Genomic DNA, 24866 nt, shown 5'->3' with positions numbered 1-24866 from the left:
GGGGATAGAGCGTAGCCCGGCCGCGTAGTTCCGCCTAGGCGTTATTCGATCTCCAGCAGAACCTGGCGATTGCGCACCTGATCGCCGGCAATGACCTGCACGCCTTTGATCACCCCGTCGATCCCGGCGGTCAGCGAATGCTCCATTTTCATCGCTTCAAGCACCAGCAGCAGTTGGCCTTTGCTCACGCGCTCACCTTTGCTCACGCGCACAGCAACGATGGCCCCGTCCATCGGCGCCTTGACCGTGCCGCTTTGGGCGTCGGCCTGACGGCTGGCGGCCTGGTGGGCGCGGTTGGTCACGTGCAAGCCCGGTAGCCACAATTGGTCACCGTCGAGGTGGTAGGCGATGCGGCGACGGATGCCGTTGAGCACCAGGGTGGCGTAGCGGCCGTCGGTGGTGACTGCCAGCGGGGCAAGGGGCACGCTGTGGATTTCGTCATTGACCTCCAGGCGGTAAGTGCCCGCGACGCTGGCGTTGTTGCGCCAGCCCGCGAGGCCCTGGGGATGCGTGCCGGCGCTGTGTTGATAGAACAGCGCGGCGGCCAGGCTGAGCTGCTCGGCGGACACCGGCTGGCGCGGGATGTGGTCGAAGTGTCTGGCGATAAACCCGGTGCTGAATTCGCCGCGGATAAAATCCTCGTGCTTGAGCAAATCCGCCAGGAAGCGTTGATTGGTGGTCACGCCCAGCAACAGCGTGTCCTCCACCGCGCGCAGCAGTTTGCGCCGCGCCTCTTCACGGGTCGCGCCGTGGGCGATGAGCTTGCCGAGCATCGGGTCGTAGAACGGGCTGACGGGCTGGCCTTCGCACACACCATGGTCAATGCGCACGCCTGCGGCCGGTTGCCAGCGCAATACATCGCCGGTTTGCGGCAGGAAGCCCTGGGCCGGGTCTTCGGCGTACAGGCGCACTTCCATGGCGTGGCCGCTCAGGCTCACGTCCGCTTGCGTCAGCGGCAGGGGCTGGCCGGCGGCGATCTGCAATTGCCAGTCCACCAGGTCAAGGCCGGTGATCAGTTCGGTGACCGGGTGTTCCACTTGCAGGCGGGTGTTCATCTCCAGGAAGTAGAACTGGCCGTTGCGGTCGAGCAAAAACTCCACGGTGCCCGCGCCAACGTACTGCACCGCGCGCCCGGCTTGCAGGGCCGCGTCGCCCATGGCCTGGCGCAGCTCAGCGGTCATCACCGGGCAGGGCGCTTCTTCGATGATTTTTTGATGGCGGCGCTGGATCGAACAGTCGCGCTCGCCGAGGTAGATCAACTGGCCATGGCTGTCGCCGAACAGCTGGATTTCGACGTGGCGCGGGTCGATCAGCGCTTGCTCAAGGATCAGCTCGTCGCTGCCAAACGCGTTTCTCGCTTCGGAGCGCGCCGTGTGCAGGTTCTCCAGCAACGCATCGGCCGTGTGCACCAGGCGCATGCCGCGGCCACCACCGCCGGCGCTGGCCTTGACCATCAGCGGGTAGCCGATGCGTTCGGCTTCGTGTTGCAGGGTGGCGTCGTCCTGGGCGCCGCCTTGGTAGCCGGCGATGCACGGCACACCTGCGTCGAGCATGGCGAGTTTGGACAGGCGCTTGCTGCCCATCAGTTCGATGGCCTCGACGCTGGGGCCTATGAAGGTCAGGCCGGCCGCCAGGCAGGCGCGGGCGAAGTCGGGGTTTTCCGAGAGGAAGCCGTAGCCGGGGTGGATGGCGTCGGCGCCGGTTATGCGTGCCGCTTCAAGAATCGCCGCGATATTCAGATAGGACTGTTGCACGGGTGCGGGGCCGATGGGCACGGCTTCGTCGGCCATCTGCACATGCAGGGCCTGGGTGTCGGCGTCGCTGTACACGGCCACGGTGCGGTAGCCCAGGGCCTGGGCGGTGCGTTGAATGCGGCAGGCGATTTCGCCGCGGTTGGCGATGAGGATTTTGCTGAATGCGGGCATGGGGTTATTCCTCTGCTGACTGATCGTTCCCACGCTCCGCGTGGGAACGCATCCCGTGACGCTCCGCGTCACCTTGCTCAAACCTTGGCAGGACGCGGAGCGTCCGGGGCGGCATTCCCACGCGGAGCGTGGGAACGATCATTTGCACCACCCTGGCTTACGCTTCTGCACAAACGCCTGCGTCCCCTCAATCCCTTCTTCACCGCGCACCGCTTCGGCAAACCACTGCGCCCCGCGATCCAGGACCACCTCCAGCGGCTCATCGACACTGGCCAGCAACAACGCCTTGGTCCGCCCATTCGCCCCCGGCGCACACCGCAGCACCTGCCCCAGCACCTCATCCAACCGCTCGGCCAACGCCTGCGGATCACGCTCGGTAAAGTGCACCACGCCCAGCTGCTCCGCCTCCACCCCGTCAAACCGCGCCGCCGTCAGCGCCAGTCGGCGGGCCTGGGTCAGCCCGATGCGCTTGACCACAAACGGTGCAATCTGCGCCGGCAGCAAGCCCAGGCCTGTTTCCGGCAAGCCGAACTGCGCCTGGTGGTCGGCAATCGCGATATCACTTACGCAGGCCAAGCCAAACCCACCGCCGAGCACTGCGCCTTGCAGCACTACGATCACCACCTGGGGCACCGCCTCGACAGCTTGCAGCAAGGTGCCGAACGCGCGGTTCAGCGCCTGCAATTGGTTGCCAGCAGTGACCAGGTCCTTCACATCCGCCCCGGCGCAGAAGTGCCCGCCGGCCCCGCTGATCACCACGGCGCGCGTGCGGCCATCCAGCTGCGTCAGCACCCCGTGCAGTTCGTTGACCATCTCCAGGCTCATCGCATTGCGGCTTTGCGGGCGATTGAGGGTGATGTGCAGCACGCCGTTATGCGGTTCCAGCAGCAAGGTGTTCATGGTTTTTTTCCCGGCAAGGTGCCCATCAGTTTGCAGATGATGCCCAGCATGATTTCGTCGGCGCCGCCGCCAATCGACACCAGCCGCACGTCGCGGTAGGCGCGCGCCACCGGGTTGTCCCACATAAAGCCCATGCCGCCCCAGTATTGCAGGCAACTGTCGCTGACTTCGCGGCCCAGGCGCCCGGCCTTGAGCTTGGCCATGGAGGCCAGGCGCGTCACGTCCTGGCCCTTGATGTATTGCTCGGTGGCTTGGTACACCAGGGCGCGCAGGCATTCGATCTCGGTGGCCAGTTCGGCCAGGCGGAAGTGGATGACCTGGTTGTCGATCAGCGCCTTGCCAAAGGTCTGGCGCTCCTTGCAGTACGCGATGGTGCTGTCGATGCAGTACTCCAGGCCCTTGATCATATTGGCCGCGCCAAACAGGCGTTCTTCCTGGAATTGCAGCATCTGCATCATGAAGCCCGCGCCTTCGTGGCCGATGCGGTTGCGTTGCGGTACGCGCACGTCGTCGAAAAACACCTGGGCGGTCTCGGAGCTGTGCATGCCGAGTTTTTCCAGGGGTGCGCTGACGCTGATGCCGGGTGTGTTCATCGGCACCATGATCAGCGACTTGTTGATATGCGGCTTGTCGTCGGAGGTGTTGGCCAGCAGGCAGATAAAGTCGGCGCTGGGGGAGTTGGTGATCCACATCTTGCTGCCGTTGATCACGTAGTCGCTGCCGTCCTTGCGCGCGTGGGTCTTGAGCCCGGCCACATCGGAACCGGCGCCGACTTCCGAGACGCCAATGCAACCGACCTGCTCACCGCTGATGGCCGGGCGCAGGAACTCGTCGCGCAGTTCATCGCTGCCGAAGCGGGCGAGGGCGGGGGTGCACATGTCGGTCTGCACGCCGATGGCCATGGGGATGCCGCCGCAGCGGATGCTGCCGAACTCTTCGGCGGCGACGATGGAGTAGCTGTAGTCCAGGCCCATGCCGCCGAATTGTTCCGGCTTGGAGATGCCCAGCAGGCCGAGGTCGCCGGCCTTGCGGAAGATCTCGTGGATGGGGAAGCGCCCGGCTTTTTCCCATTCATCCACATGGGGGTTGATCTCACGGTCGACGAAGGCGCGGACGGTGCGGCGCAGTTCCTGGTGTTCCTGGGTGAAGATCATTTTTTATTGTTCTCCTTGGGGACGCGGAGCGTCCGGGGATGCATTACCACGCGGAGCGTGGGAACGATCAGCGCGCTACGCCGAAGGTGTTGGGTTGCAACTCGCGCACGTCGGCCTCGTGGCAGATATCCAGCAATAAGCCGAGCAAGGTCCGCGTATCCCGTGGGTCGATCAGCCCGTCGTCCCACAGGTTCGCGCTGCCATACAGCGCCGTGGACTGGCTGTCGAGCTTCTGCGCGGTGACCTGTTCCAGCATGTCCAGCACCTTGGGGTCGGGCACCACACCGTTTTTCAACTGCTTGGCCTCGGTGACAATCCGCAGCACCTTGCCCGCCTGCGCGCCGCCCATCACCGCCGTGCGGCTGTTGGGCCAGGCGAAGATAAACCGCGGGTCCAGGCCACGGCCGCACATTGCATAGTTGCCGGCGCCGTAGGAGCCGCCGACCACAATCGTCAGTTTAGGCACCCGCGCATTCGCCACCGCCTGGATCATCTTCGCGCCGTGTTTGATCACCCCTTGCTGTTCCGACTCGGTGCCCACCATAAAGCCGGTGGTGTTGTGCAGGAACAGCAGCGGCGTGCGGCTCTGGTCGCACAGCTGGATAAATTGCGCGGCCTTGCTCGCGCCCTTGGGCGTGATCGGGCCGTTGTTGCCGATCACGCCGACGGCGTGGCCGTGGATGTGCAGGTGGCCGCAGACGGTGTGGGCGTCGAACTCGCTTTTGAATTCGAGGAAGCTCGACGCGTCCGCCAGGCGCGCGAGGATTTCGCGCACGTCATAGGGCTTTTTCGGGTCGTCGGGGATCAGGCCCAGCAGGTCTTCGATGGGGTACAGCGGTTCGCGGTAAGTGCGCTGTGCAGTCGCTGGAAGACGCTCATTCCACGGCAAGGCACTGACGATTTCACGCACGATGCGCACGCCGTCCGCGTCGTTTTCCGCCAGGTATTCGGCGGTGCCGGCGACGTGTGCGTGCATCTCGGCGCCGCCCAGTTCTTCATCCGTCGCCACTTCGCCGGTCGCGGCTTTAAGCAGCGGCGGCCCGGCGAGGAACAGCTTGGCCTTGCCCCGCACCACCACCACGTAATCCGACAGCCCCGGCTGATACGCCCCGCCCGCCGTGGCCGAGCCGTGCACCACGGTGATCTGCGGCAAGCCCATGGCCGACATGCGCGCCTGGTTGGCAAAACTGCGTGCGCCTTCGACGAAAATCTCGGCGGCGTAGTTGAGGTTGGCGCCGCCGCTCTCGGCCAGGGTCACCACCGGCAGTTTGTTTTCCAGGGCGATCTGTTGCAGGCGCAGGGATTTTTTCAGGCCACTGGGGGAAATTGTACCGCCCTTGATCGCGCTGTTGTTGGCCACCACCAACATGCGTACACCGCTGACGTAACCAATGCCGGCGATCAAGCCACCGCCGGCGGCGCTGCCGTCCTTGTCATCGTGCAGCTTGTAGCCGGCCAGGCTGGCCAGTTCGAGGAACGGCGCGCCGGGGTCCAGCAGCAGGTTGAGGCGTTCACGGGGCAGCAGTTGGCCGCGCTGGTCGAACTTGGCGCGGGCTTCTTCGGCCTTGTCCAGCAGGTTCTGCTCCAGCTGGCGCAGGTGCTGGATGCCCACCTGCATGGCTGCGCGGTTTTGTGCGAACTGGGCGCTGTGGGGGTCGATCAGGGATTCAATCAGCGGCATGGTTTATTGCTCCGCCTTGAGCACGTCTGGCAAGTACGCGCGGTGAAAACCATTGAAGGGTTCGCTCGGCGGCTGTGCCTTGTGCAATGGCCAGGCGCGGCTGCCCAGGCTGGCGGCGCCGTCGATGCGCAGGGTGCTGCCGCTGACAAATGCAGCGGCGGGGCTGAGCAGGAACACGATGGCCGCGCTGACTTCCGATTCGGTGCCGATGCGCTTGAGCGGCACATGCTCGCGCAGGGTCGGGATCACCGCTTTGAACGCGCCTTCGTAGGTGTCCATGCCGCTGGAGGCGATCCAGCCCGGCGCCACGGCGTTGACCCGCACCCCGGCGCAGCCCCACTCAAACGCGGCGGTCTTGGTGAAGTTGTCCATGCCTGCGCGCGCCGCGCCCGAGTGACCCATGCCGGGCATGCCGCCCCACATGTCGGCGAGCATGTTGACGATGGCGCCGCCGTGTTTGCTCATCGACTGGTTGAACACTTCCCGCGCCATCAGGAAACCACCGACGAGGTTGGTGCGCAGCACGGTTTCAAAGCCTTTTTGATTGATCGACGCCAGCGGTGACGGGTATTGGCCGCCGGCGTTGTTCACCAGGCCGTGGATCGGCCCATGGTCGTTGAGGATCTGCGTGACCAGCGCCTTCACCGCCTCTTCATCGCGAATGTCGCAGGCCTGCCAATGGGCGTTGCCGCCATCTTCGGCAATTTCTGCGGCGACGGTTTGCAGTTTCTCGGGTTTGCGCCCCACCAGAATCACCTGGGCACCGAGGGCCGCCAGTTCATGGGCGGTGCAACGGCCAATGCCGCTGCCGCCACCGGTGACAATCACGGTGTGCCCCTGGAACAGGTCGGCTTTGAAGATCGAGTCGAAGGCCACGGCAACGCTCCTGTCAGTTGAGTTGATCGGCGAGGTGTTGCGGTACGGCGATGGGGATTTCCAGCAATTGCTGGGCGAACGCCTTGCCTTGCGGGTCGATGCGCAGGCTGGCGATACCGCCGCCGCCCAGGGCGTTTTCCAAGAGGAAGTTGAGACTGTGGCTGCCGGGCAGGTACCAGCGCTCGACGCGGCCATGCAGCGGGTCGAGCACGTGGCTCATCCAATCGACGATCACTGCGGGCGTCAGCGCTTCGGCGATCCACGGCAGGTACTCGGGGGCGCGGGCGATCACCCCGATATTGCTGTGGTTGCCCTTGTCGCCGGAGCGCGCCACGGCGAGTTTGACCAGGGGCACGCTGGCATCGGCGTGGCCTTGGGGTTGGGGCGGATCAATTGCCGCCGCCGGTGTTTGCAGCGGGCTGGCGATGGGCAGTTCGACGGCGTGGCGCTCGCCCTGAACGTTGATCGCGGGCGTGCAGAACGCTTTATCCACCAGGAATGAAAACAGGCGAATCAACGGATACACGGTGGGCCGCCCACCGACGATCCCGGTCAGCCCCGGCGCCATGCCGGTGGCGGCCTGGGCGATCTCGCGGGCAAACAACACCAGTGCCTGTTTGTTGGGATGGCGCACCGCCAATTTCACCACCACTTCGCGGCAATCGTGGCGCCGTGCGTGGGTGCCATAGGTGGCTTCGCTGCCGAGCAGTTCGATATTCACTTCGGTGTACGGCGCCCAGCCGCGCTGGCTGAACAGTTCGGCGGTCTTGTCGATGATCGCCTGGCTGACCCGCTCGGCCTTGGCCACGGCGTCGATCCCGGCGATCAGGCAACTGGCGGTGCAGCGGAAACCGTCGGGGTAGGTGGCGCTGACCTTGTACTGGTCGGTCGGTGGCAGGCCCTTGGCGCCGTGCAGGTGCACGCGGTTTTCGCCCTGCTGCTGCAAGGTGACCTGGCTGAAGTCGCAGATCACATCCGGCAGCAGGTAGGCGCGCGGGTCGCCAATCTCGTACAACAGCTGTTCGGCCACGCTCAGCTCGCTGATCAGCCCGCCCGTGCCCGCGACTTTGCTCACGGTGAACGCGCCATCGGCGCTGACTTCGACGATGGGGAAGCCGATGTGTTCATAGTCCGGCACGTCGCGCCAATCGGTGAAATTGCCGCCGGTGCACTGTGCGCCGCATTCGATGATATGCCCGGCCAGGGCGGCTTGGGCGAGGCGGTCGTAGTCGTGCCAGGACCAATCGAAGGCATGCACCAAGGCGGCGCTGACCACGGCACTGTCGACGACGCGGCCGGTGATGACGATGTCGGCGCCCAGTGCCAGCGCGTGTGCGATGCCCGGCGCGCCGAGGTAGGCGTTGGCGGACACGCACACGGGCGGCAGGGGCGCGCCGTTGAACATGTCGGTGATGCCGTGGAGTTTTTTGAGTTCGGGTTGCAGGTCATCGCCTAGCAGTACGGCGATTTTCAGCGCGATGCCGGCCTTGTCACAGGCCGCTTGCAGGGCGGCGGCACAGGCCTGGGGGTGGATGCCGCCGGCGTTGCTGATCACGCGGATGTCTTGGTGCTGGATCTCGGCCAGCAGCGGCGTGAGCACCTCGACAAAATCCGTGGCGTAGCCGGCCTGGGGGTCTTTCATCCGCGCGCCGGCAAGGATCGACATCGTCACCTCCGCCAGGTAGTCGAATACCAGGTAATCCAGCGCGCCGCCGTGCACCAACTGGGCGGCGGCGGTGCAGGTGTCGCCCCAAAAGGCGCTGGCGCAGCCGATACGAACCGTGTCACGCATGAGAAATCCTTCCTCTGATGGCTGTTGCCGAGACTACCAAGCAAGCGCTTGGTCTGTAAACTCCCGACACAGATTTTGCCCAAGCGCTTGCTTGGGTGGCGGCCACGGCCTAAATTGCCGGCCAAGACGTCAGTAGAAGTAGAGGAGAGTGGCATGGATGAGCACAAAGCCCTGCGGGTGATGCGCACCATGGTCGATGGCGGCCAGTTGACCGACCCCGACAGTGCCCGGGGCAAGTTGCTGCAAACGGCGGCGCACCTGTTCCGTAACAAAGGCTTTGAACGCACCACCGTGCGTGACCTGGCGAGCGCCGTGGGCATTCAGTCCGGGAGCATTTTTCATCACTTCAAGAGCAAGGACGAGATCCTGCGGGCGGTGATGGAAGAAACCATCCACTACAACACCGCGATGATGCGCGCCTCCCTCGAAGAAGCGCGCAACGTGCGCGAGCGGGTGCTGGCGCTGATCCGCTGCGAGTTGCAATCGATCATGGGCGGCAGCGGCGAGGCCATGGCGGTGCTGGTGTACGAGTGGCGTTCGCTGTCGGCCGAAGGCCAGGCGCAGGTACTGGCGTTGCGTGATGTGTACGAAGAGATCTGGTTGCAGGTGTTGGGCGAGGCCAAGGCGGCGGGCTATATCCGGGGCGATGTGTTTATCACCCGGCGCTTTCTGACCGGGGCGTTGTCCTGGACCACCACCTGGTTTCGCGCCGAAGGCAGCCTGACCCTGGAGCAGTTGGCCGAAGAAGCGCTGCTGATGGTGCTTAAAGCCGATTGATGAGCAAGCTATTAATTTGGCGGTGGAAAGTTGTCTCTCCCGACAAAAACGCCTAGCTTATCGCCATCAGAGTATTCAACGGTGTGTGCCTCAATGTTTTCGCCATGGCGGCTGGCTGCAGGAGTTACCTTTTTGGCACTGGGCACCGCATGGTGGGTGCCGGCTTCGGCTGCGCAATTGGTGAGGATCGGCGCGGCGCATTTCCCGCCCTACACCGTACGCCCTGAGCAAGGTGCCGACACCGGCTTGCTGCCGCAACTGGTGGAGGCCCTGAACACTTCGCAGAGCGACTACCAGTTTGTGCTGGTGCCCACCTCCATTCCGCGCCGTTTCCGTGATTTCGAGCAGGGCCGGGTCGACATGGCCATCTTCGAAAACCCCGAGTGGGGCTGGCAGAAGATCGCTCACGCCAGCATCGACATGGGCCTGGAGGATGCGGAAGTCTTCGTCGCCCAGCGTGCGCCCGGGCGCGAACAGGGCTACTTCGCTGACCTGGCGGGCAAACGCCTGGCGGTGTTCAGCGGTTATCACTATGCCTTCGCCAACTTCAACCCCGACCCCAAGTACATGGCCGAACACTTCAACGCCACGTTGACCTATTCCCATGACAGCAACTTGCTGATGGTCGCGCGTGGGCGTGCCGATATCGCGCTGGTGACGCGTTCGTACCTGAGTGATTTCATGGTGCGCAATGCGGACATGGCGGGGCAGTTTTTGGTGTCGGAGCGCATTGATCAGGTGTATCACCACTACGCGTTGCTGCGGCCCAAGGCGCCGATCACCGCCGAGGCGTTTGCCGGGTTGCTCAAGCGTCTGCGAGAGAGCGGCGAGATGTTGAAGATTTTCGAGCCGTATCGCATCGATGTGATGCCCACGCCCTGACCGGCTTATCAAAAATCCAAATGTGGGAATGGGCTTTTGTGGGAGCGGGCTTGCTCGCGAAGACGGTGTGTCAGTCACAGGTATTTTGACTGATCTACCGCATTCGCGAGCAAGCCCGCTCCCACACAAGCCCGCTCCCACATTGGTTTATTCCACATTGAGTGCTGTGGCGTGTTCAGACCCGCCGCGCAAACGTATCGCTATGGCTACCCGACACCTTGCGGCAATGCACCAGCGCATCGCGGATCATGAAGTTGACCAGGGTCGGCGATACGCCTAATTCCTTGGCGATGTCCTTTTGCGGCACGCCGTGCAGGCGGTACATCTCGAACGCGTACCGGGTGCGCTGGGGCAATTCCGTCAGGGCGTCGGCGATGTTTTCCAGGGTGCTGAAGTTGATGTGCGAGGTTTCCGGTGAAGCGCCGTGAATAACCACATTCAAGCCTTCCTCTTCCGTGCCGGAGTATTTGAGCTCCAGGGCCTGCTTGCGATAGTGATCGATCGCCAGGTTGCGCACGATCTGGAACAGATAGCTCAATTGGGCCTTGAACGATGAGGTAATCGTCGGCGCCGATTGCAGCCGGAAGTAGGCGTCCTGCACTACGTCTTCGGCGCGGGAGCGGCACCCGGTAATACGTGCCGCGATCTTCACCAGGATCAGTCGATTGTCGACAAAAGCCTGCAGAAGAGGTGAGTCGCACCTGCCTGTGGATACTTGTTCCGTCATGGAAAATCACCTTGTCGCAAAGAGGTTGGGGGAGGGCATCCTTGCTGAGGCCTCCTACACATCGGGCAACAAATTATGCTTAATGATAATGATTGTCAAATGAGAAGGCGAACTAATCTTATGCTTTCTGGTTTGCTGTGAACCACGTCTCGCGCAAAGCCTGCGACTAATTATTTGCCCGCTCCGTCCGTTCTCTTGGGTGACAGGTCCGTTCGTAAAACGGCCATGGATCAGCACCCGCAGGAGGGCGAAATGGGTTTTTATCGTGCATACAGCGTGTTTCAGTTTGGAGTACTCGCCGGATGAGTACGCCGACGTGCCTGCGCCTGTTTTGCCTGCCCTATTCGGGCGCCAGCGCCATGGTGTATGCCCGCTGGCGCCGGGCGATGCCGGCGTGGTTGCAGGTGTGCCCGCTGGAATTGCCCGGGCGTGGCATGCGCATGGACGAGCCGTTGCAGCGCGATATCAAGGCCCTGGCGGCGCAACTCGCCGATGAGATCGGCCGCGACCTCAACGGCCCTTACGCCTTGTTCGGCCACAGCCTCGGCGGCCTGTTGGCCTTCGAACTGGCCCACGCCCTGCGCGCACGCAACCTGCCGGCGCCACTCGCACTGTTTGCCTCCGGCACGGCGGGCCCGGCGCGCCGCGATGTCAGTGAATACGCCATTGAAAAGACCGATGCCCAGCTGCTCGCCCGCCTGCGCGAACTGCAAGGCACCGCCGAAGAAGCCCTGGCCAACCCCGAACTGATGGCGCTGATGCTGCCGATCCTGCGCGCGGACTTTCTCCTCTGCGGCAGCTTCACCTACGGCGAGCGCGTGCCGTTGCGCCTGCCGATCCACGTGTTCGGCGGCAAGCAAGACAGCGTGCGCGCCGACCAGTTGCTCGACTGGCAGGACGACGCCGCCAGCGGTTTCTCCCTGGACATGTTCGACGGCCACCACTTCTTCCTCGTGCAGCACGAAAGCGCCGTACTGCGCTGCATCCGTCGCTACGCCGACGAGCACCTGGCCCGCTGGCGCAATGACGCGGCGCGGCAATTGATCGCCGGCTGAACGCACCCGACTTCCCGAATTTCCCGTAAGCCGATTTCAGGCAGGAACCCCATGATGGACGCCTTCGAACTTCCCCGTACCCTGGTCCAGTCCCTTCAACGTCGCGCCGCGCAGACCCCGGACCAGGTGGCTCTGCGCTTCCTCGCCGAGTCCGCCGAGCAGAGCGTCGTGCTCAGCTACCGTGACCTTGACCAGCGCGCCCGCACCATCGCCGCCGCCTTGCAGGCCAACGCCGAGCTGGGCGACCGCGCGGTGCTGTTGTTCCCCAGCGGCCCGGACTACGTCGCGGCGTTTTTTGCTTGCCTGTACGCCGGGGTCATCGCAGTGCCGGCCTATCCGCCGGAGTCCACCCGCCGCCATCACCAGGAGCGCCTGCTGTCGATCATCAGCGATGCCGAGCCGCGCCTGTTGCTGACCATCGCCAGTCTCGCCGAAGGCTTGTCGCAGATTGAAAACGCGCCGCCGGTGTTAAGCGTCGATAACCTCGAAACGGCGGGCGACTGGATCGCCCCCGACCTGCAGCCCGACGATATCGCCTTCCTGCAATACACCTCCGGTTCCACCGCCTTGCCCAAGGGCGTGCAAGTCAGCCACGGCAACCTGGTGGCCAACGAAGTGCTGATCCGCCGCGGCTTTGGCATCGACCTCAACCCCGACGACGTGATCGTCAGCTGGCTGCCGCTGTATCACGACATGGGCCTGATCGGTGGCCTGCTGCAACCGATTTTCAGCGGCGTGCCGTGCGTGCTGATGTCGCCGGCGTACTTCCTGGGCCGGCCGTTGCGCTGGCTGGAAGCGATCAGTGAATACGGCGGCACCATCAGCGGCGGCCCGGATTTCGCCTACCGCCTGTGCAGCGAGCGGGTCAGCGAATCGGCCCTCGAACGCCTGGACTTGAGCAAGTGGCGCGTGGCCTATTCCGGCTCCGAACCGATCCGCCTCGACACCCTGGAGCGCTTCGCCGAGAAGTTCGCCGTGTGTGGTTTCACCGCGGACAATTTCTTCGCCTCCTACGGGCTGGCCGAGGCGACCTTGTTTGTCGCCGGCGGCAAACGTGGCCATGGCATCCCCGCGCTGCGCGTCGATGAGCAAGCACTGGCGGCCAACCGCGCCGAGCCGGGGCAGGGCAGCGCGATCATGAGTTGCGGCACCAGCCAGCCGGAGCACGCGGTACTGATCGCCGATCCGCACACCCTCGCCGAATTGCCGGACAACTGCGTCGGCGAACTCTGGGCCAGCGGCCCCAGCATCGCCCATGGCTACTGGCGCAACCCTGAAGCCACGGCCAAAACCTTTGTGCAACACGCCGGCCGCACCTGGCTGCGCACCGGCGACCTCGGGTTTATGCGCTTTGGCGAGGTGTACATCACCGGGCGCCTGAAAGACCTGCTGATCGTGCGCGGTCACAACCTGTATCCGCAGGACATCGAGCAAACCATCGAGCGCGAAGTGGAGGTGGTGCGCAAAGGCCGGGTCGCTGCATTCGCGGTGAATGACGGCGGCCTGGAAGGCATCGGCATCGCCGCCGAAATCAGCCGCAGCGTGCAGAAAATCCTGCCGCCCGAAGCACTGATCAAGGCAATCCGCCAAGCCGTCGCCGAGGCTTATCAAGAAGCGCCTTGCGTGGTGGTGTTGCTCAACCCCGGCGCGCTGCCCAAGACCTCCAGCGGCAAGGTGCAGCGCGCGGCGTGCGGCCTGCGCCATGCCGATGGCAGCCTCGACAGCTACGCGCAATTCCCCGACCTGCAAGCGGCCGCCACTGGCGCGGCGCTGGAATCTGCGCTGCAAAACCAGATCGCCGCGATCTGGTGCGAACAGCTGAACCTTGCGACGGTGGCCGCCGACGATCACTTCTTCCTGCTCGGCGGCAACTCCATCACCGCCACCCAGGTGGTTGCCCGCCTGCGTGAAACCCTCGGCCTGGAGCTGAACCTGCGCCTGCTGTTCGAAGCGCCGACACTCGCCGCCTTTGCCGCCAGCGTCGCGCAATTGCAGCACGACGGTGGCGTCGCCCAAGGCGCCATCCAGCGCCTGTCGCGCCAGGAAGAGCTGCCCCAATCCCTGGCGCAAAACCGCCTGTGGATCACCTGGCAACTGGACCCGCAGAGCAGCGCCTACACCATCCCCGGCGCCTTGCGTTTGCGCGGCGAACTGGACGAAGACGCGGTGCGCCAAAGCTTCCAGCACCTGATCCAGCGCCACGAAGCGCTGCGCACGCGCTTCTACGAACGCGACGGCCAGGCCTTCCAGCGTGTCGACCCAAGCACCGATTTCGACCTGCAAATCATCGACCTCAGCGACCTGCCCAACGCCGAGCGCGAAGCCCGTGCACAGCAAATCCGCGAGGACGAAGCACGTACCCAGTTCGACCTGGAGAAAGGCCCGCTGCTGTGGGTGACCCTGGTGCGCCTCGACGATGAAGATCACCAGTTGCTGGTGACCTTGCACCACATCATTGCCGATGGCTGGTCGCTGAATATTCTTATCGACGAGTTCTCCCGCCTGTACGCTGCCGCTTGCCAAGGCCAGGCATTGGAGCTGCCGCCACTGGCGCTGCAATACGCCGACTACGGCAGCTGGCAGCGTCAATGGCTGGCCGAGGGTGAAGGCCAGCGCCAATTGGCGTACTGGAAAAACCAGTTGGGTGAAGAGCATCCAACGCTCAGTCTGGCGACCGACCACCCGCGCACGTCGCAGCATATTCACAGCGCCTCGCGCCACAGCGTGCGCCTGGACGCGCGCCTCAGCGCCGCGATCCGCCAGGCCGCCCAGGCCAACGAAGCCACGCCGTTCATGCTGTTGCTCGCAGCGTTTCAGACCTTGCTCTACCGCTACAGCGGCCAGCGCGATATCCGTATCGGCGTGCCCAACGCCAACCGCCCGCGCCAGGAAACCCAGGGCCTGATCGGCTTCTTCATCAACACCCAGGTCTTGCGTGCCGAGCTGGATGGACGGCTGGCGTTCAACCAGTTGCTGGCGGCCACCCGCGAGCGCACATTGGGCGCCCAGGCCCATCAGGACCTGCCGTTTGAACAACTGCTCGAAGCCTTCCCCCAGGCCCGCGAGCAAGGCCTGTTCCAGGTCATGTTCAACCACCAGCAACGCGACCTCAGCGCCTTGCGTCGACTGCCGGGGATGCTCGCCGACGAGCTGGCGTGGCACAGCCGCGAAGCCAAGTTCGACCTGCAACTGCACAGCGAAGAAGACCGCAACGGGCGCCTGAGTCTGTCGTTCGACTACGCCGACGAACTGTTTGACACCGCGACCATCGAGCGCCTCGCCGAACACTTCGTCAACCTGCTGCACGCCGTGTGCGAGCAACCGCAACAGGCCATCGGCGACCTGCCGCTGATGCAACAACAACCGCAACCGTGGGGCGAAGCACCGTGCGCAGCGGCCCAGCAATGGCTGCCCGATTTGCTCAACACCCAGGCCTCGGACAACACCGCGCTGGTCTGGCAGGACGGCAGTCTGACCTTCGCCCAACTGCACACCCAGGCCAATCGCCTGGCCCACTACCTGCGCGACAAAGGCGTCGGCCCGGACGTGTGCGTGGCCATCGCCGCCGAGCGCTCGCCGCAGCTGCTGATCGGCCTGCTGGCGATCATCAAGGCCGGCGGCGCCTACGTGCCGCTGGACCCGGATTACCCCGCCGAACGCCTGGCCTACATGCTCAACGACAGCGGCGTCGAACTGCTGCTGACCCAGACCTCGCTGCTGGAGCAACTGCCCGCCGCCGAAAGCGTGTGCGTGATTGCCATGGACAGCCTGCACCTCGACAGCTGGCCCACCCAGCCACCGGGCCTGCACCTGCACGGTGACAACCTCGCCTACGTGATCTACACCTCCGGTTCCACCGGCCAGCCCAAAGGCGTGGGCAATACGCATGCGGCCTTGGCTGAGCGCTTGCAGTGGATGCAGGCCACTTACCAACTGAATGAAACCGACGTGCTGATGCAAAAGGCGCCGATCAGTTTCGACGTCTCGGTGTGGGAATGCTTCTGGCCGCTGATCACCGGCTGCCGCCTGGTGTTGGCTGGCCCCGGCGAGCATCGCGACCCGCACCGTATCGCGCAGTTGGTGCAGCAGCACGGCGTGACCACGCTGCACTTCGTGCCGCCGCTGTTGCAGTTGTTTATCGACGAACCGCTGGCGGCCGAATGCACCAGCCTGCGCCGCCTGTTCTCCGGTGGCGAAGCCTTGCCCGCCGAGTTGCGCAACCGCGTGTTGGCGCAGTTGCCCGCAGTGCAGTTGCACAACCGCTACGGCCCCACGGAAACCGCGATCAACGTCACCCACTGGCATTGCCGCGCGGAAGATGGTGAGCGTTCGCCGATTGGCCGGCCGCTGGGCAATGTGATCTGCCGCATACTGGATGAGCACCTCAACCTGCTGCCCCTCGGCGTGCCGGGTGAACTGTGCATCGGTGGCATCGGCCTGGCGCGGGGTTATCTGGGCCGCGCTGGCTTGACCGCCGAGCGTTTTATCGCTGACCCGCTGGGCGCGGCCGGCGCACGCCTGTATCGCACCGGCGACCGCGTGCGCTGGAACGCCGACGGCGTGCTCGAATACCTCGGCCGCCTCGATCAGCAGGTCAAGCTGCGCGGCTTTCGCGTGGAACCGGAAGAAATCGAAGCGCGCCTGCTGGCCCTCGATGGCATTGCCCAAGCCGTGGTGCTGGTGCGGGATGCGCAGTTGATCGGCTACTACACCGCCCACACCGAATTGGACGAACAGGACGTGAAAACCGCCCTGGCCGCCGAGCTGCCGGAGTACATGGTGCCCGCGCTGTTGATGCGCCTGGACGCCATGCCCCTGAGCCCCAGCGGCAAACTCGACCGCCGTGCCTTGCCGGAGCCTGTGTGGCAAACCCGCGAACACGTCGAACCTGAAACCGCATTGCAACAGCAGGTCGCCGCGATCTGGCGCGAAGTCCTCGGCCTGCCACGCATCGGCCTGCGCGATGATTTCTTCGCCCTCGGCGGGCACTCGCTGCTGGCCACGCAAATCATCTCCCGTACCCGCCAGGCCTGTGACGTCGAGCTGCCGCTGCGCACCTTGTTCGAAGCCAGCGAGCTGGGCGCGTTTGCCGTGCAGGTCGGGCTGATCCAGGCGTCGGGCCAACGCAACCAACAGACCGCTATCGCCAGGGTCGACCGCAGCCAACCGGTGCCGCTGTCCTATTCCCAGCAGCGCATGTGGTTCCTCTGGCAGATGGAACCGGACAGCCCGGCGTACAACGTCGGCGGCATGGCGCGCCTGCGGGGCGTGCTGGATGTGGGGCGTTTCGAGGCGGCGTTGCAGGCCTTGATCATGCGTCACGAAACCCTGCGCACCACCTTCCCCAGTGTCGATGGCGTGGCGTACCAGAAGGTCGCGGCGCAAACCGGCCTGCGCATGGACTGGCAGGACTTCTCGGCGCTGGACGAAGCTACGCGCCAACAACGCCTGCAACAGCTGGCCGACCATGAGGCCCACACCCCGTTCAACCTGGAAACCGGCCCGTTGCTGCGCGCCTGCGTGGTCAAGGCCGGCGAACGCGAGCACTACCTGGTGCTGACCCTGCACCATATCGTCACCGAAGGCTGGGCCATGGACATCTTTGCCCGTGAACTCAGCGCGCTCTACGAAGCCTTCATCGACGAGCGCGCCTCGCCACTGGCACCGCTGGCGGTGCAATACCTCGACTACAGCGTGTGGCAGCGCCAGTGGCTCGAGTCCGGCGAACGCCAGCGCCAACTGGACTACTGGACCGCGCAACTGGGTCACGAGCATCCGTTGCTGGAACTGCCCGGCGACCGTCCACGCCCGCCCGTGCAAAGCCACCGGGGCGAGCTGTACCGCTTTGACTTGAGCGACGACCTGGCCGCCCGCGTGCGTGCCTTCAACGCCGAACGCGGCCTAACCCTGTTCATGACCATGATCGCCACCCTGGCCGTGTTGCTCTACCGCTACAGCGGCCAGACCGACCTGCGCATCGGCGCGCCGGTGGCCAACCGCATCCGCCCGGAAAGCGAAGGGCTGATCGGCGCGTTCCTCAACACCCAGGTGCTGCGCTGCCAGCTCAGCGGGCAGATGAATGTGGCCGAGCTGTTCGAGCAGGTGCGCCACACCGTGATCGAAGGCCAGTCCCACCAGGACCTGCCGTTCGACCACTTGGTCGAAGCCCTGCAACCTCCACGCAGTGCGGCGTACAACCCGCTGTTCCAGGTGATGTGCAACGTGCAGCGCTGGGAATTCCAGCAGAGCCGCGAACTGGCCGGCATGACCGTCGAGTACCTGGCCAACGATGCCCGCGCGACCAAGTTCGACCTCAACCTGGAAGTCACCGACCTCGACCATCGCCTGGGTTGCTGCCTGACCTACAGCACCGACTTGTTCGATGAGCCGCGCATTGCGCGCATGGCCGAACATTGGCGCAACTTGCTGGAAGCACTGATCGCCAACCCGCAACAGCGTCTCAGCGAACTGCCATTGCTCAGCGCCGCCGAGCAACGCGCGTTGCAGGACAGCCTGGGCGTCGAGCAGGGCGAACGCCGTCTCGACCACTGCATCCATCAACTGTTCAGCCAACAGGCGCTGGCCCGTGGCGATGCGCCGGCTCTGACCTTTGCTGGCGTGACCCTCAGCTACCGCGAGTTGAACGAGCGCGCCAACCGCCTGGCCTGGATGCTGCGTGAGCGCGGCGTCGGCCCGCAGGTGCGCGTCGGCCTGGCGCTGCCGCGTTCCCTGGAGATGGTCATCGGCCTGCTGGCGATCCTCAAGGCGGGCGGCGCCTACGTGCCGCTGGACCCGGAATACCCGCTCGACCGCCTGCACTACATGATCGAAGACAGCGACATCGGCCTGCTGCTCAGTGATGCTGTGATGTTCGAAGCCCTCGGCGAATTGCCGGCGACCGTGGCGTGCTGGTGCCTGGAAGATGACTTGCCGGTGCTCGCCAACTACCCGGCGGATGAGTTGCCGTTTATCAATCTGCCGCAGCATCAGGCGTACCTGATCTACACCTCGGGTTCCACCGGCAAGCCGAAAGGCGTGGTGGTGGCCCACGGCGAGATCGCCATGCATTGCCAGGCCGTGATCGAACGTTTCGGCATGCGCCCGGATGACTGTGAGCTGCACTTCTACTCGATCAACTTCGACGCCGCCACCGAGCGCCTGCTGGTGCCGTTGCTCAGTGGCGCGCAGGTGGTCTTGCGTGCCCAGGGCCAGTGGGACGCGGAAGAAATCTGCGCGCTGATTCGCCTCCATCGCATCAATATCCTCGGTTTCACGCCGAGCTACGGCAGTCAATTGGCGCAGTGGTTGGCGACCCAGCAGCAGACCCTGCCGGTGCGCATGTGCATCACCGGTGGCGAGGCGCTGACCGGTGAACACTTGCAGCGTATCCGCGCGGCGTTCCAGCCCGAGGTGTTCTTCAACGCCTATGGGCCGACCGAAACCGTGGTGATGCCGCTAGCCAGCCTTGCGCCCGAGCAACTGGAAGAGGGCGCTGCCAGCGTGCCGATCGGCAGCATCATTGGCGACCGCGTGGCGTACATTCTTGACGCCGACCTGGCCTTGGTGCCGCAAGGTGCCACCGGCGAGTTGTACGTCGGTGGGGCGGGTTTGGCCCAGGGTTATCACCAGCGTCCGGGGATGACGGCGGAGCGGTTTGTCGCCGATCCGTTTGCCGGCAATGGCGGGCGCTTGTATCGCACCGGCGACCTGGTGCGTCAGCGCGCCGATGGCCTGGTGGAATACCTGGGGCGGATTGACCATCAGGTGAAAATCCGTGGTTTCCGCATCGAACTGGGTGAGATCGAAACCCGCCTGTTGGAGCACGAAGCCGTGCGCGAAGCGGTGGTGCTGGCGCTGGATTCGCCAAGCGGCAAACAGCTGGTGGCGTACCTGGTCAGCGATGCCGACCAAGCTCCACTGCGTGATGCGCTGAAAGCTCACCTCAAGGCGCAACTGCCGGACTACATGGTGCCCGCGCACCTGATCGTGCTGGACAGCATGCCGCTGACCGCCAACGGCAAACTTGACCGCCGCGCCTTGCCGCAGCCAGACCCCGAAGCCAATCGCCAACACTACGTGGCGCCGCGCAATGAGCTGGAAAGCACCTTGGCGGCGATCTGGTGCGCGGTGTTGAACGTGCAGCAAGTCGGTCTCGACGACAACTTCTTTGAACTGGGCGGCGACTCGATCCTGTCGATCCAGGTGGTCAGCCGTGCGCGCCAGGCCGGGATTCATTTCAGCCCACGCGACCTGTTCCAGCACCAGACCGTGCAAACCCTGGCCGCCGTGGCCACGCGCTCCGAACAGGTCACGGCGGAGCAGGGCGTGTTGACCGGTAGCTCGGGCCTTACGCCGATCCAGCATTGGTTCTTCGACACCGAGATTGCCCAGCGTCAGCACTGGAACCAGGCGCTGTTGCTCAAGCCGCTGCAACTGCTTGATCCGCACCGCCTGGAGCAAGCGTTGCTGGCGGTGCTGGAACACCACGACGCCCTGCGCCTGAGCTTCACCCAGCGCGATGCGCAGTGGCACGCCGAGCACTTGGCCGTGCCTCAAGGCGGCGTGCTGATGCAGGCGCAAGTGCGCGACATGCAAGATTGCACCGCGCTGTTCACCGATACCCAGCGCAGCCTCGACCTGCAACACGGCCCGCTGCTGCGCGCCTTGCTGGTGGACGGTCCCGAGGGCCAGCAACGCCTGCTGATCGCGATCCATCACCTGGTGGTGGACGGCGTGTCGTGGCGCGTGTTGCTCGAAGACCTGCAAAACGTCTACCGCCAGTTGAGCGACGGCCAGTCCGTCAGCCTGCCGGCCAAGACCAGCGCTTTGCGTGACTGGGCCGCGCGTTTGCAGGCGTATGCCGGCAGCGAATCCCTGCGTGAAGAGTTGGGCGTGTGGCAGGCGCAATTGGCCGGGCCTGCGCTCGCGTTGCCGGCAGACCGTCCCCACGGCAGCCTGCGCAATCGCGATGCCGATACCGTCAGCGTGCGCCTGGATGCCGAGCACACCCGCCAGTTGCTGCAACAGGCGCCGAGCGCCTATCGCACCCAGGTCAATGACCTGCTGCTGACGGCGCTGGCCCGTGTGCTGTGCCGCTGGAACGGGCAGCCTTCGGCGCTGATCCAACTGGAAGGCCATGGGCGCGAAACCCTGTTCGATGACATCGACCTGACCCGCAGCGTCGGCTGGTTCACCAGCGCTTACCCGCTGCGCCTGACGCCGCAGTTGGAGCAGGGCGCGTCGATCAAGGCGATCAAGGAACAACTGCGCGGTGTGCCGCACAAAGGCCTGGGTTATGGCGTGTTGCGCTATCTCGCGGACGACCTGACCCAGCGCACCATGGCCGCGCTGCCGAGCGCCGAGATCACCTTCAACTACCTCGGCCAGTTCGACCAGAGCTTCGGCAGCGAGGCGCTGTTCCACCCGCTGGACGAATCCGCCGGCCTCGCCCATGACCCCGACGCGCCGCTGCCCAACGCCTTGAGCGTTGACAGCCAGGTATACGGCGGCGAACTGGTGCTGCGCTGGACCTTCAGCCGCGAACGCCACGATCAGCAGACCATTCGCGAAGTGGCCGACGCCTACCTCGCCGAACTGCACAGCCTGATCGCCCATTGCCTGCGGGACGATGCCGGTGGCCTCACGCCGTCTGACTTCCCGCTGGCGCACCTGAGCCAGGCGCAGCTGGATGGGTTGCCGGTGCCGGCCAGCGCCATCGAAGACGTGTACCCGCTGACGCCGATGCAAGAAGGCCTGCTGCTGCACACCCTGCTGGAACCGGGCACCGGCCTCTACTACATGCAGGACCGTTACCGTATCAACAGCGCCCTCGACCCCGAGCGTTTCGCCCAGGCCTGGCAGGCGGTGATCGCCCGTCACGAAGCCTTGCGTGCGTCGTTCTGCTGGAACGTCGGCGCCGACATGCTGCAAGTGATCCACAAACCCGGCAGCACGCCGATTGAGTACCTGGATTGGAGCGCCGACGCGGAAGATGAACAGGAACCGCGCCTGCAAGCCTTGCTCAAGCAAGAGCGCGAAGCCGGTTTCGATCTGCTCAACCAGGCGCCGTTCCACCTGCGCCTGATCCGTGTCGGCGCCGAGCGCTACTGGTTCATGATGAGCAACCACCACATCCTCATCGATGCGTGGTGCCGTTCGTTGCTGATGAATGACTTCTTCGATATCTACCTGGCCCTCGGCGAAGGCCGCGACGCGCAACTGGCCACGCCGCCGCGCTACCGCGACTACATCGCCTGGCTGCAACGCCAGGACCTGGACGAGGCGCGCCAGTGGTGGCAGCACAACCTGCAAGGCTTTGAGCGCACCACGCCGATCCCGAGTGACCGGCCATTCATGCGTGACCACGCCGGCCACGGCGGCATGGTGGTGGGCGACTGCTACACCCGTCTCGATGCCCGCGACGGTGCGCAATTGCGCGAGCTGGCCCAGGCCCATCAACTGACCGTCAACACCTTTGCCCAAGCGGCATGGGCCTTGGTACTGCGGCGCTTGAGCGGCGACCGTGACGTGCTGTTTGGCGTCACTGTGGCCGGTCGCCCGGTGGAAATGCCCGAGATGCAACGCACCGTCGGCCTGTTTATCAACAGCATCGCGCTGCGGGTGAAGCTGCCCGAGGACGATCAGAAGTGCAGCGTGCGCCAATGGCTGAGCGGCCTGCTCGACAGCAATATGCAGCTGCGCGAGTACGAATACCTGCCGCTGGTGACGATCCAGGAACACAGCGAACTGCCCAAGGGCCAACCGCTGTTCGACAGCCTGTTCGTGTTCGAAAACGCGCCGGTGGAAGTCTCGGTGCTGGACCGTGCACAAAGCCTGAATGCCACTTCGGACTCTGGGCGCACCCACACCAACTTCCCGCTGACGGCGGTGTGTTACCCGGGCGATGACCTCGGTTTGCACCTGTCCTATGACCAACGTTATTTCGACGAAAGCACCGTGCAAGGCATGCTCGGCGAGTTCAAGCGCCTGCTGCTGGCGCTGGTGCAGGGTTTCCATGGCGACATGGCCGAGCTGCCGTTGATTGGCGAACAGGAGCGCGAATTCCTGGTGGACGGCTGCAATCAGAGCGCGCACGACTATCCGTTGCAGCGCAGCTATGTCGAGCTGTTTGAAGCCCAGGTGGCGGCGCATCCAGAGCGGATTGCCGCGAGTTGCCTGGACCAGCAGTGGACCTATGACGAATTGAACCGCCGCAGTAACGGCCTGGGCCATGCGTTGATCGAAGCGGGCGTGGGTCTGGACCAACCGGTGGCGTTGCTGGGCGAGCGTAATCTCGACCTGCTGGGCATGATCATCGGCAGCTTCAAGGCCGGCGCGGGCTACTTGCCGCTGGACCCAGGGCTGCCGAGCCAGCGTTTGCGCAGCATCATCGACTTGAGCCGCACACCGTTGCTGGTGTGTACCGAAGCGTGCCGCGAGCAGGCCATCGAGTTGCTCGAAGGCTTCGACTGCCAGTTGCTGGTGTGGGAAGAAGTCCCGGCCCGTGGCGCGAATCCCGAGGTCTACAGCGCCCCGGACAACCTCGCCTACGTGATCTACACCTCGGGCTCCACCGGCCTGCCCAAAGGCGTGATGGTCGAACAGCGCGGGATGCTCAACAACCAGTTGAGCAAGGTGCCGTACCTGGACCTGAGCGACGCGGATGTGATCGCGCAGACCGCCTCGCAGAGCTTTGATATTTCCGTGTGGCAGTTCCTCGCTGCGCCGCTGTTTGGCGCACGGGTGGATATCGTGCCGAACGCGCTGGCCCATGATCCGCAAGGCTTGCTTGAGCATGTCCAGGCGCAGGGCATCACGGTGCTGGAGAGCGTGCCGTCGCTGATCCAGGGCATGTTGGCCCAGGACCGCATCGGCCTCGACGGCTTGCGCTGGATGCTGCCGACGGGCGAAGCCATGCCGCCGGAGCTGGCGCACCAGTGGTTGCAGCGTTATCCCGAGGTAGGTCTGGTGAACGCCTATGGCCCGGCGGAATGCTCGGATGACGTGGCGTTCTTCCGCGTCGATGCCGCATCGACCCGTGGCACCTACTTGCCGATTGGTACGCCGACGGACAACAACCGCTTGTACCTGCTGGACGGCGCACTGGAACTGGTGCCGCAAGGCGCGGTCGGCGAGTTGTGCGTGGCCGGTACGGGCGTCGGGCGGGGTTATGTCAGCGACCCGCTGCGCACTGCGCCGGTGTTTGTGCCGAACCCGTTTGGCGCACCGGGCGAGCGTCTGTATCGCACCGGCGACCTCGCACGTCGACGCAGTGATGGGGTGTTGGAATACGTTGGACGGATCGACCATCAGGTGAAGATTCGTGGTTACCGCATCGAACTGGGAGAAATCGAAGCGCGTCTGCATGAGCAGCCTGAAGTGCGCGATGCAGCGGTTGGCGTGCAGGAAGGCGTCAACGGCAAGCATCTGGTCGGCTATGTGGTCGCTGCCGATGAAAGCCTCAACCCGAGCGAACGCCTGGACCGCATCAAGCAACGCCTGCGCGCTGAACTGCCGGAATACATGGTGCCGCTGCACTGGCTGTGGCTCGACCGGCTGCCGCTGAATGCCAACGGCAAACTCGACCGCAAGGCTTTGCCTGCGCTCGAGATTGGCCAGCTCCAGAGCCAGGATTACCTGGCACCGCGCAATGAACTGGAAGGCACACTGGCCGCGATCTGGGCCGAGGTGTTGAAAGTCGAAAAGGTCGGGGTGCAGGACAACTTCTTCGAACTGGGCGGGCACTCGTTGCTGGCCACGCAGATTGCCTCGCGGGTGCAGAAGACTTTGCAGCGCGATGTGCCGTTGCGGGCGATGTTTGAATGCAGCACGGTGGCGGAGTTGGCTGAGTACATTGATGGGCTGGCCGTCAATGAAATCAGTGCGGAGAAGGTGGATCGGTTGAGTGATTTGATGGCGGAGTTGGAGGGGATGTGAGGGGACCGTTGGTAAGAACTGTCAGATCTGACAGTAGGCAAAGCTTCTGATCCAAGCCTTAGATAACCGAAGTCTCTGGCCAGCATGGCCAGCCTCGACGGTTATCTAACGCTGGATAGGAGTCTTATCGTGGCTAAAAAACCAATCCATAAAAAAACGTT

The 24866-nt window shown here is 64.4% G+C and carries 11 protein-coding genes; 4 read left to right on the top strand and 7 right to left on the bottom strand.

The window, feature by feature from the left end; genetic code table 11:
* Positions 1–41 precede the first annotated feature (41 nt).
* From ACZRMO_RS12845 to ACZRMO_RS12820, 6 genes are all read right to left on the bottom strand, one after another.
* Positions 42–1925 (bottom strand): acetyl/propionyl/methylcrotonyl-CoA carboxylase subunit alpha, encoded by a 1884-nt coding sequence (locus ACZRMO_RS12845; protein WP_463973096.1) that lies wholly within the window; start codon positions 1923–1925, stop codon positions 42–44.
* A 138-nt stretch (positions 1926–2063) separates the two neighbouring features.
* Entirely contained in the window at positions 2064–2825 is a 762-nt protein-coding gene (locus tag ACZRMO_RS12840) for an enoyl-CoA hydratase/isomerase family protein (RefSeq protein ID WP_463973095.1), read from the bottom strand.
* A complete protein-coding gene (atuD, locus tag ACZRMO_RS12835) occupies positions 2822–3979 on the bottom strand; it encodes a citronellyl-CoA dehydrogenase (protein ID WP_463973094.1) in 1158 nt (385 codons plus the stop codon). The genes ACZRMO_RS12840 and atuD overlap by 4 nt, the downstream gene beginning before the upstream one ends.
* A gap of 67 nt (positions 3980–4046) precedes the next feature.
* A complete protein-coding gene (gene atuC / locus ACZRMO_RS12830; RefSeq protein ID WP_463973093.1) occupies positions 4047–5660 on the bottom strand; it encodes a geranyl-CoA carboxylase subunit beta in 1614 nt (537 codons plus the stop codon).
* Between the two features lie 3 nt (positions 5661–5663).
* Entirely contained in the window at positions 5664–6536 is an 873-nt protein-coding gene (locus ACZRMO_RS12825; protein ID WP_463973092.1) for an SDR family oxidoreductase, read from the bottom strand.
* Between the two features lie 13 nt (positions 6537–6549).
* Entirely contained in the window at positions 6550–8328 is a 1779-nt protein-coding gene (locus ACZRMO_RS12820; protein ID WP_463973091.1) for an acyclic terpene utilization AtuA family protein, read from the bottom strand.
* A gap of 153 nt (positions 8329–8481) precedes the next feature.
* On the opposite strand from ACZRMO_RS12820, the gene ACZRMO_RS12815 reads away from it, so the two are divergent.
* Both ACZRMO_RS12815 and ACZRMO_RS12810 read left to right on the top strand, forming a co-directional pair.
* Entirely contained in the window at positions 8482–9105 is a 624-nt protein-coding gene (locus tag ACZRMO_RS12815; RefSeq protein ID WP_463973090.1) for a TetR/AcrR family transcriptional regulator, read from the top strand.
* A 93-nt stretch (positions 9106–9198) separates the two neighbouring features.
* Entirely contained in the window at positions 9199–9987 is a 789-nt protein-coding gene (locus ACZRMO_RS12810) for a substrate-binding periplasmic protein (RefSeq protein ID WP_463973089.1), read from the top strand.
* 175 nt (positions 9988–10162) lie between these two features.
* Here ACZRMO_RS12810 and ACZRMO_RS12805 read toward each other — a convergent pair whose 3' ends face one another.
* Complete coding sequence (locus ACZRMO_RS12805) at positions 10163–10714, bottom strand: RNA polymerase factor sigma-70 (protein WP_026136875.1); 552 nt, start codon at positions 10712–10714, stop codon at positions 10163–10165.
* A 302-nt stretch (positions 10715–11016) separates the two neighbouring features.
* On the opposite strand from ACZRMO_RS12805, the gene ACZRMO_RS12800 reads away from it, so the two are divergent.
* Together ACZRMO_RS12800 and ACZRMO_RS12795 are read left to right on the top strand one after the other, a co-directional pair.
* Positions 11017–11769, top strand: a complete 753-nt coding sequence (locus ACZRMO_RS12800; protein WP_463973088.1) for a thioesterase II family protein — start codon at positions 11017–11019, stop codon at positions 11767–11769.
* Between the two features lie 51 nt (positions 11770–11820).
* Positions 11821–24705 (top strand): non-ribosomal peptide synthetase, encoded by a 12885-nt coding sequence (locus ACZRMO_RS12795; protein WP_463973087.1) that lies wholly within the window; start codon positions 11821–11823, stop codon positions 24703–24705.
* The last annotated feature ends 161 nt before the right edge of the window (positions 24706–24866 follow it).

Source organism: Pseudomonas sp. B611 (genome assembly GCF_055407965.1).
This window is presented reverse-complemented; position numbering and strand designations above follow the sequence as displayed.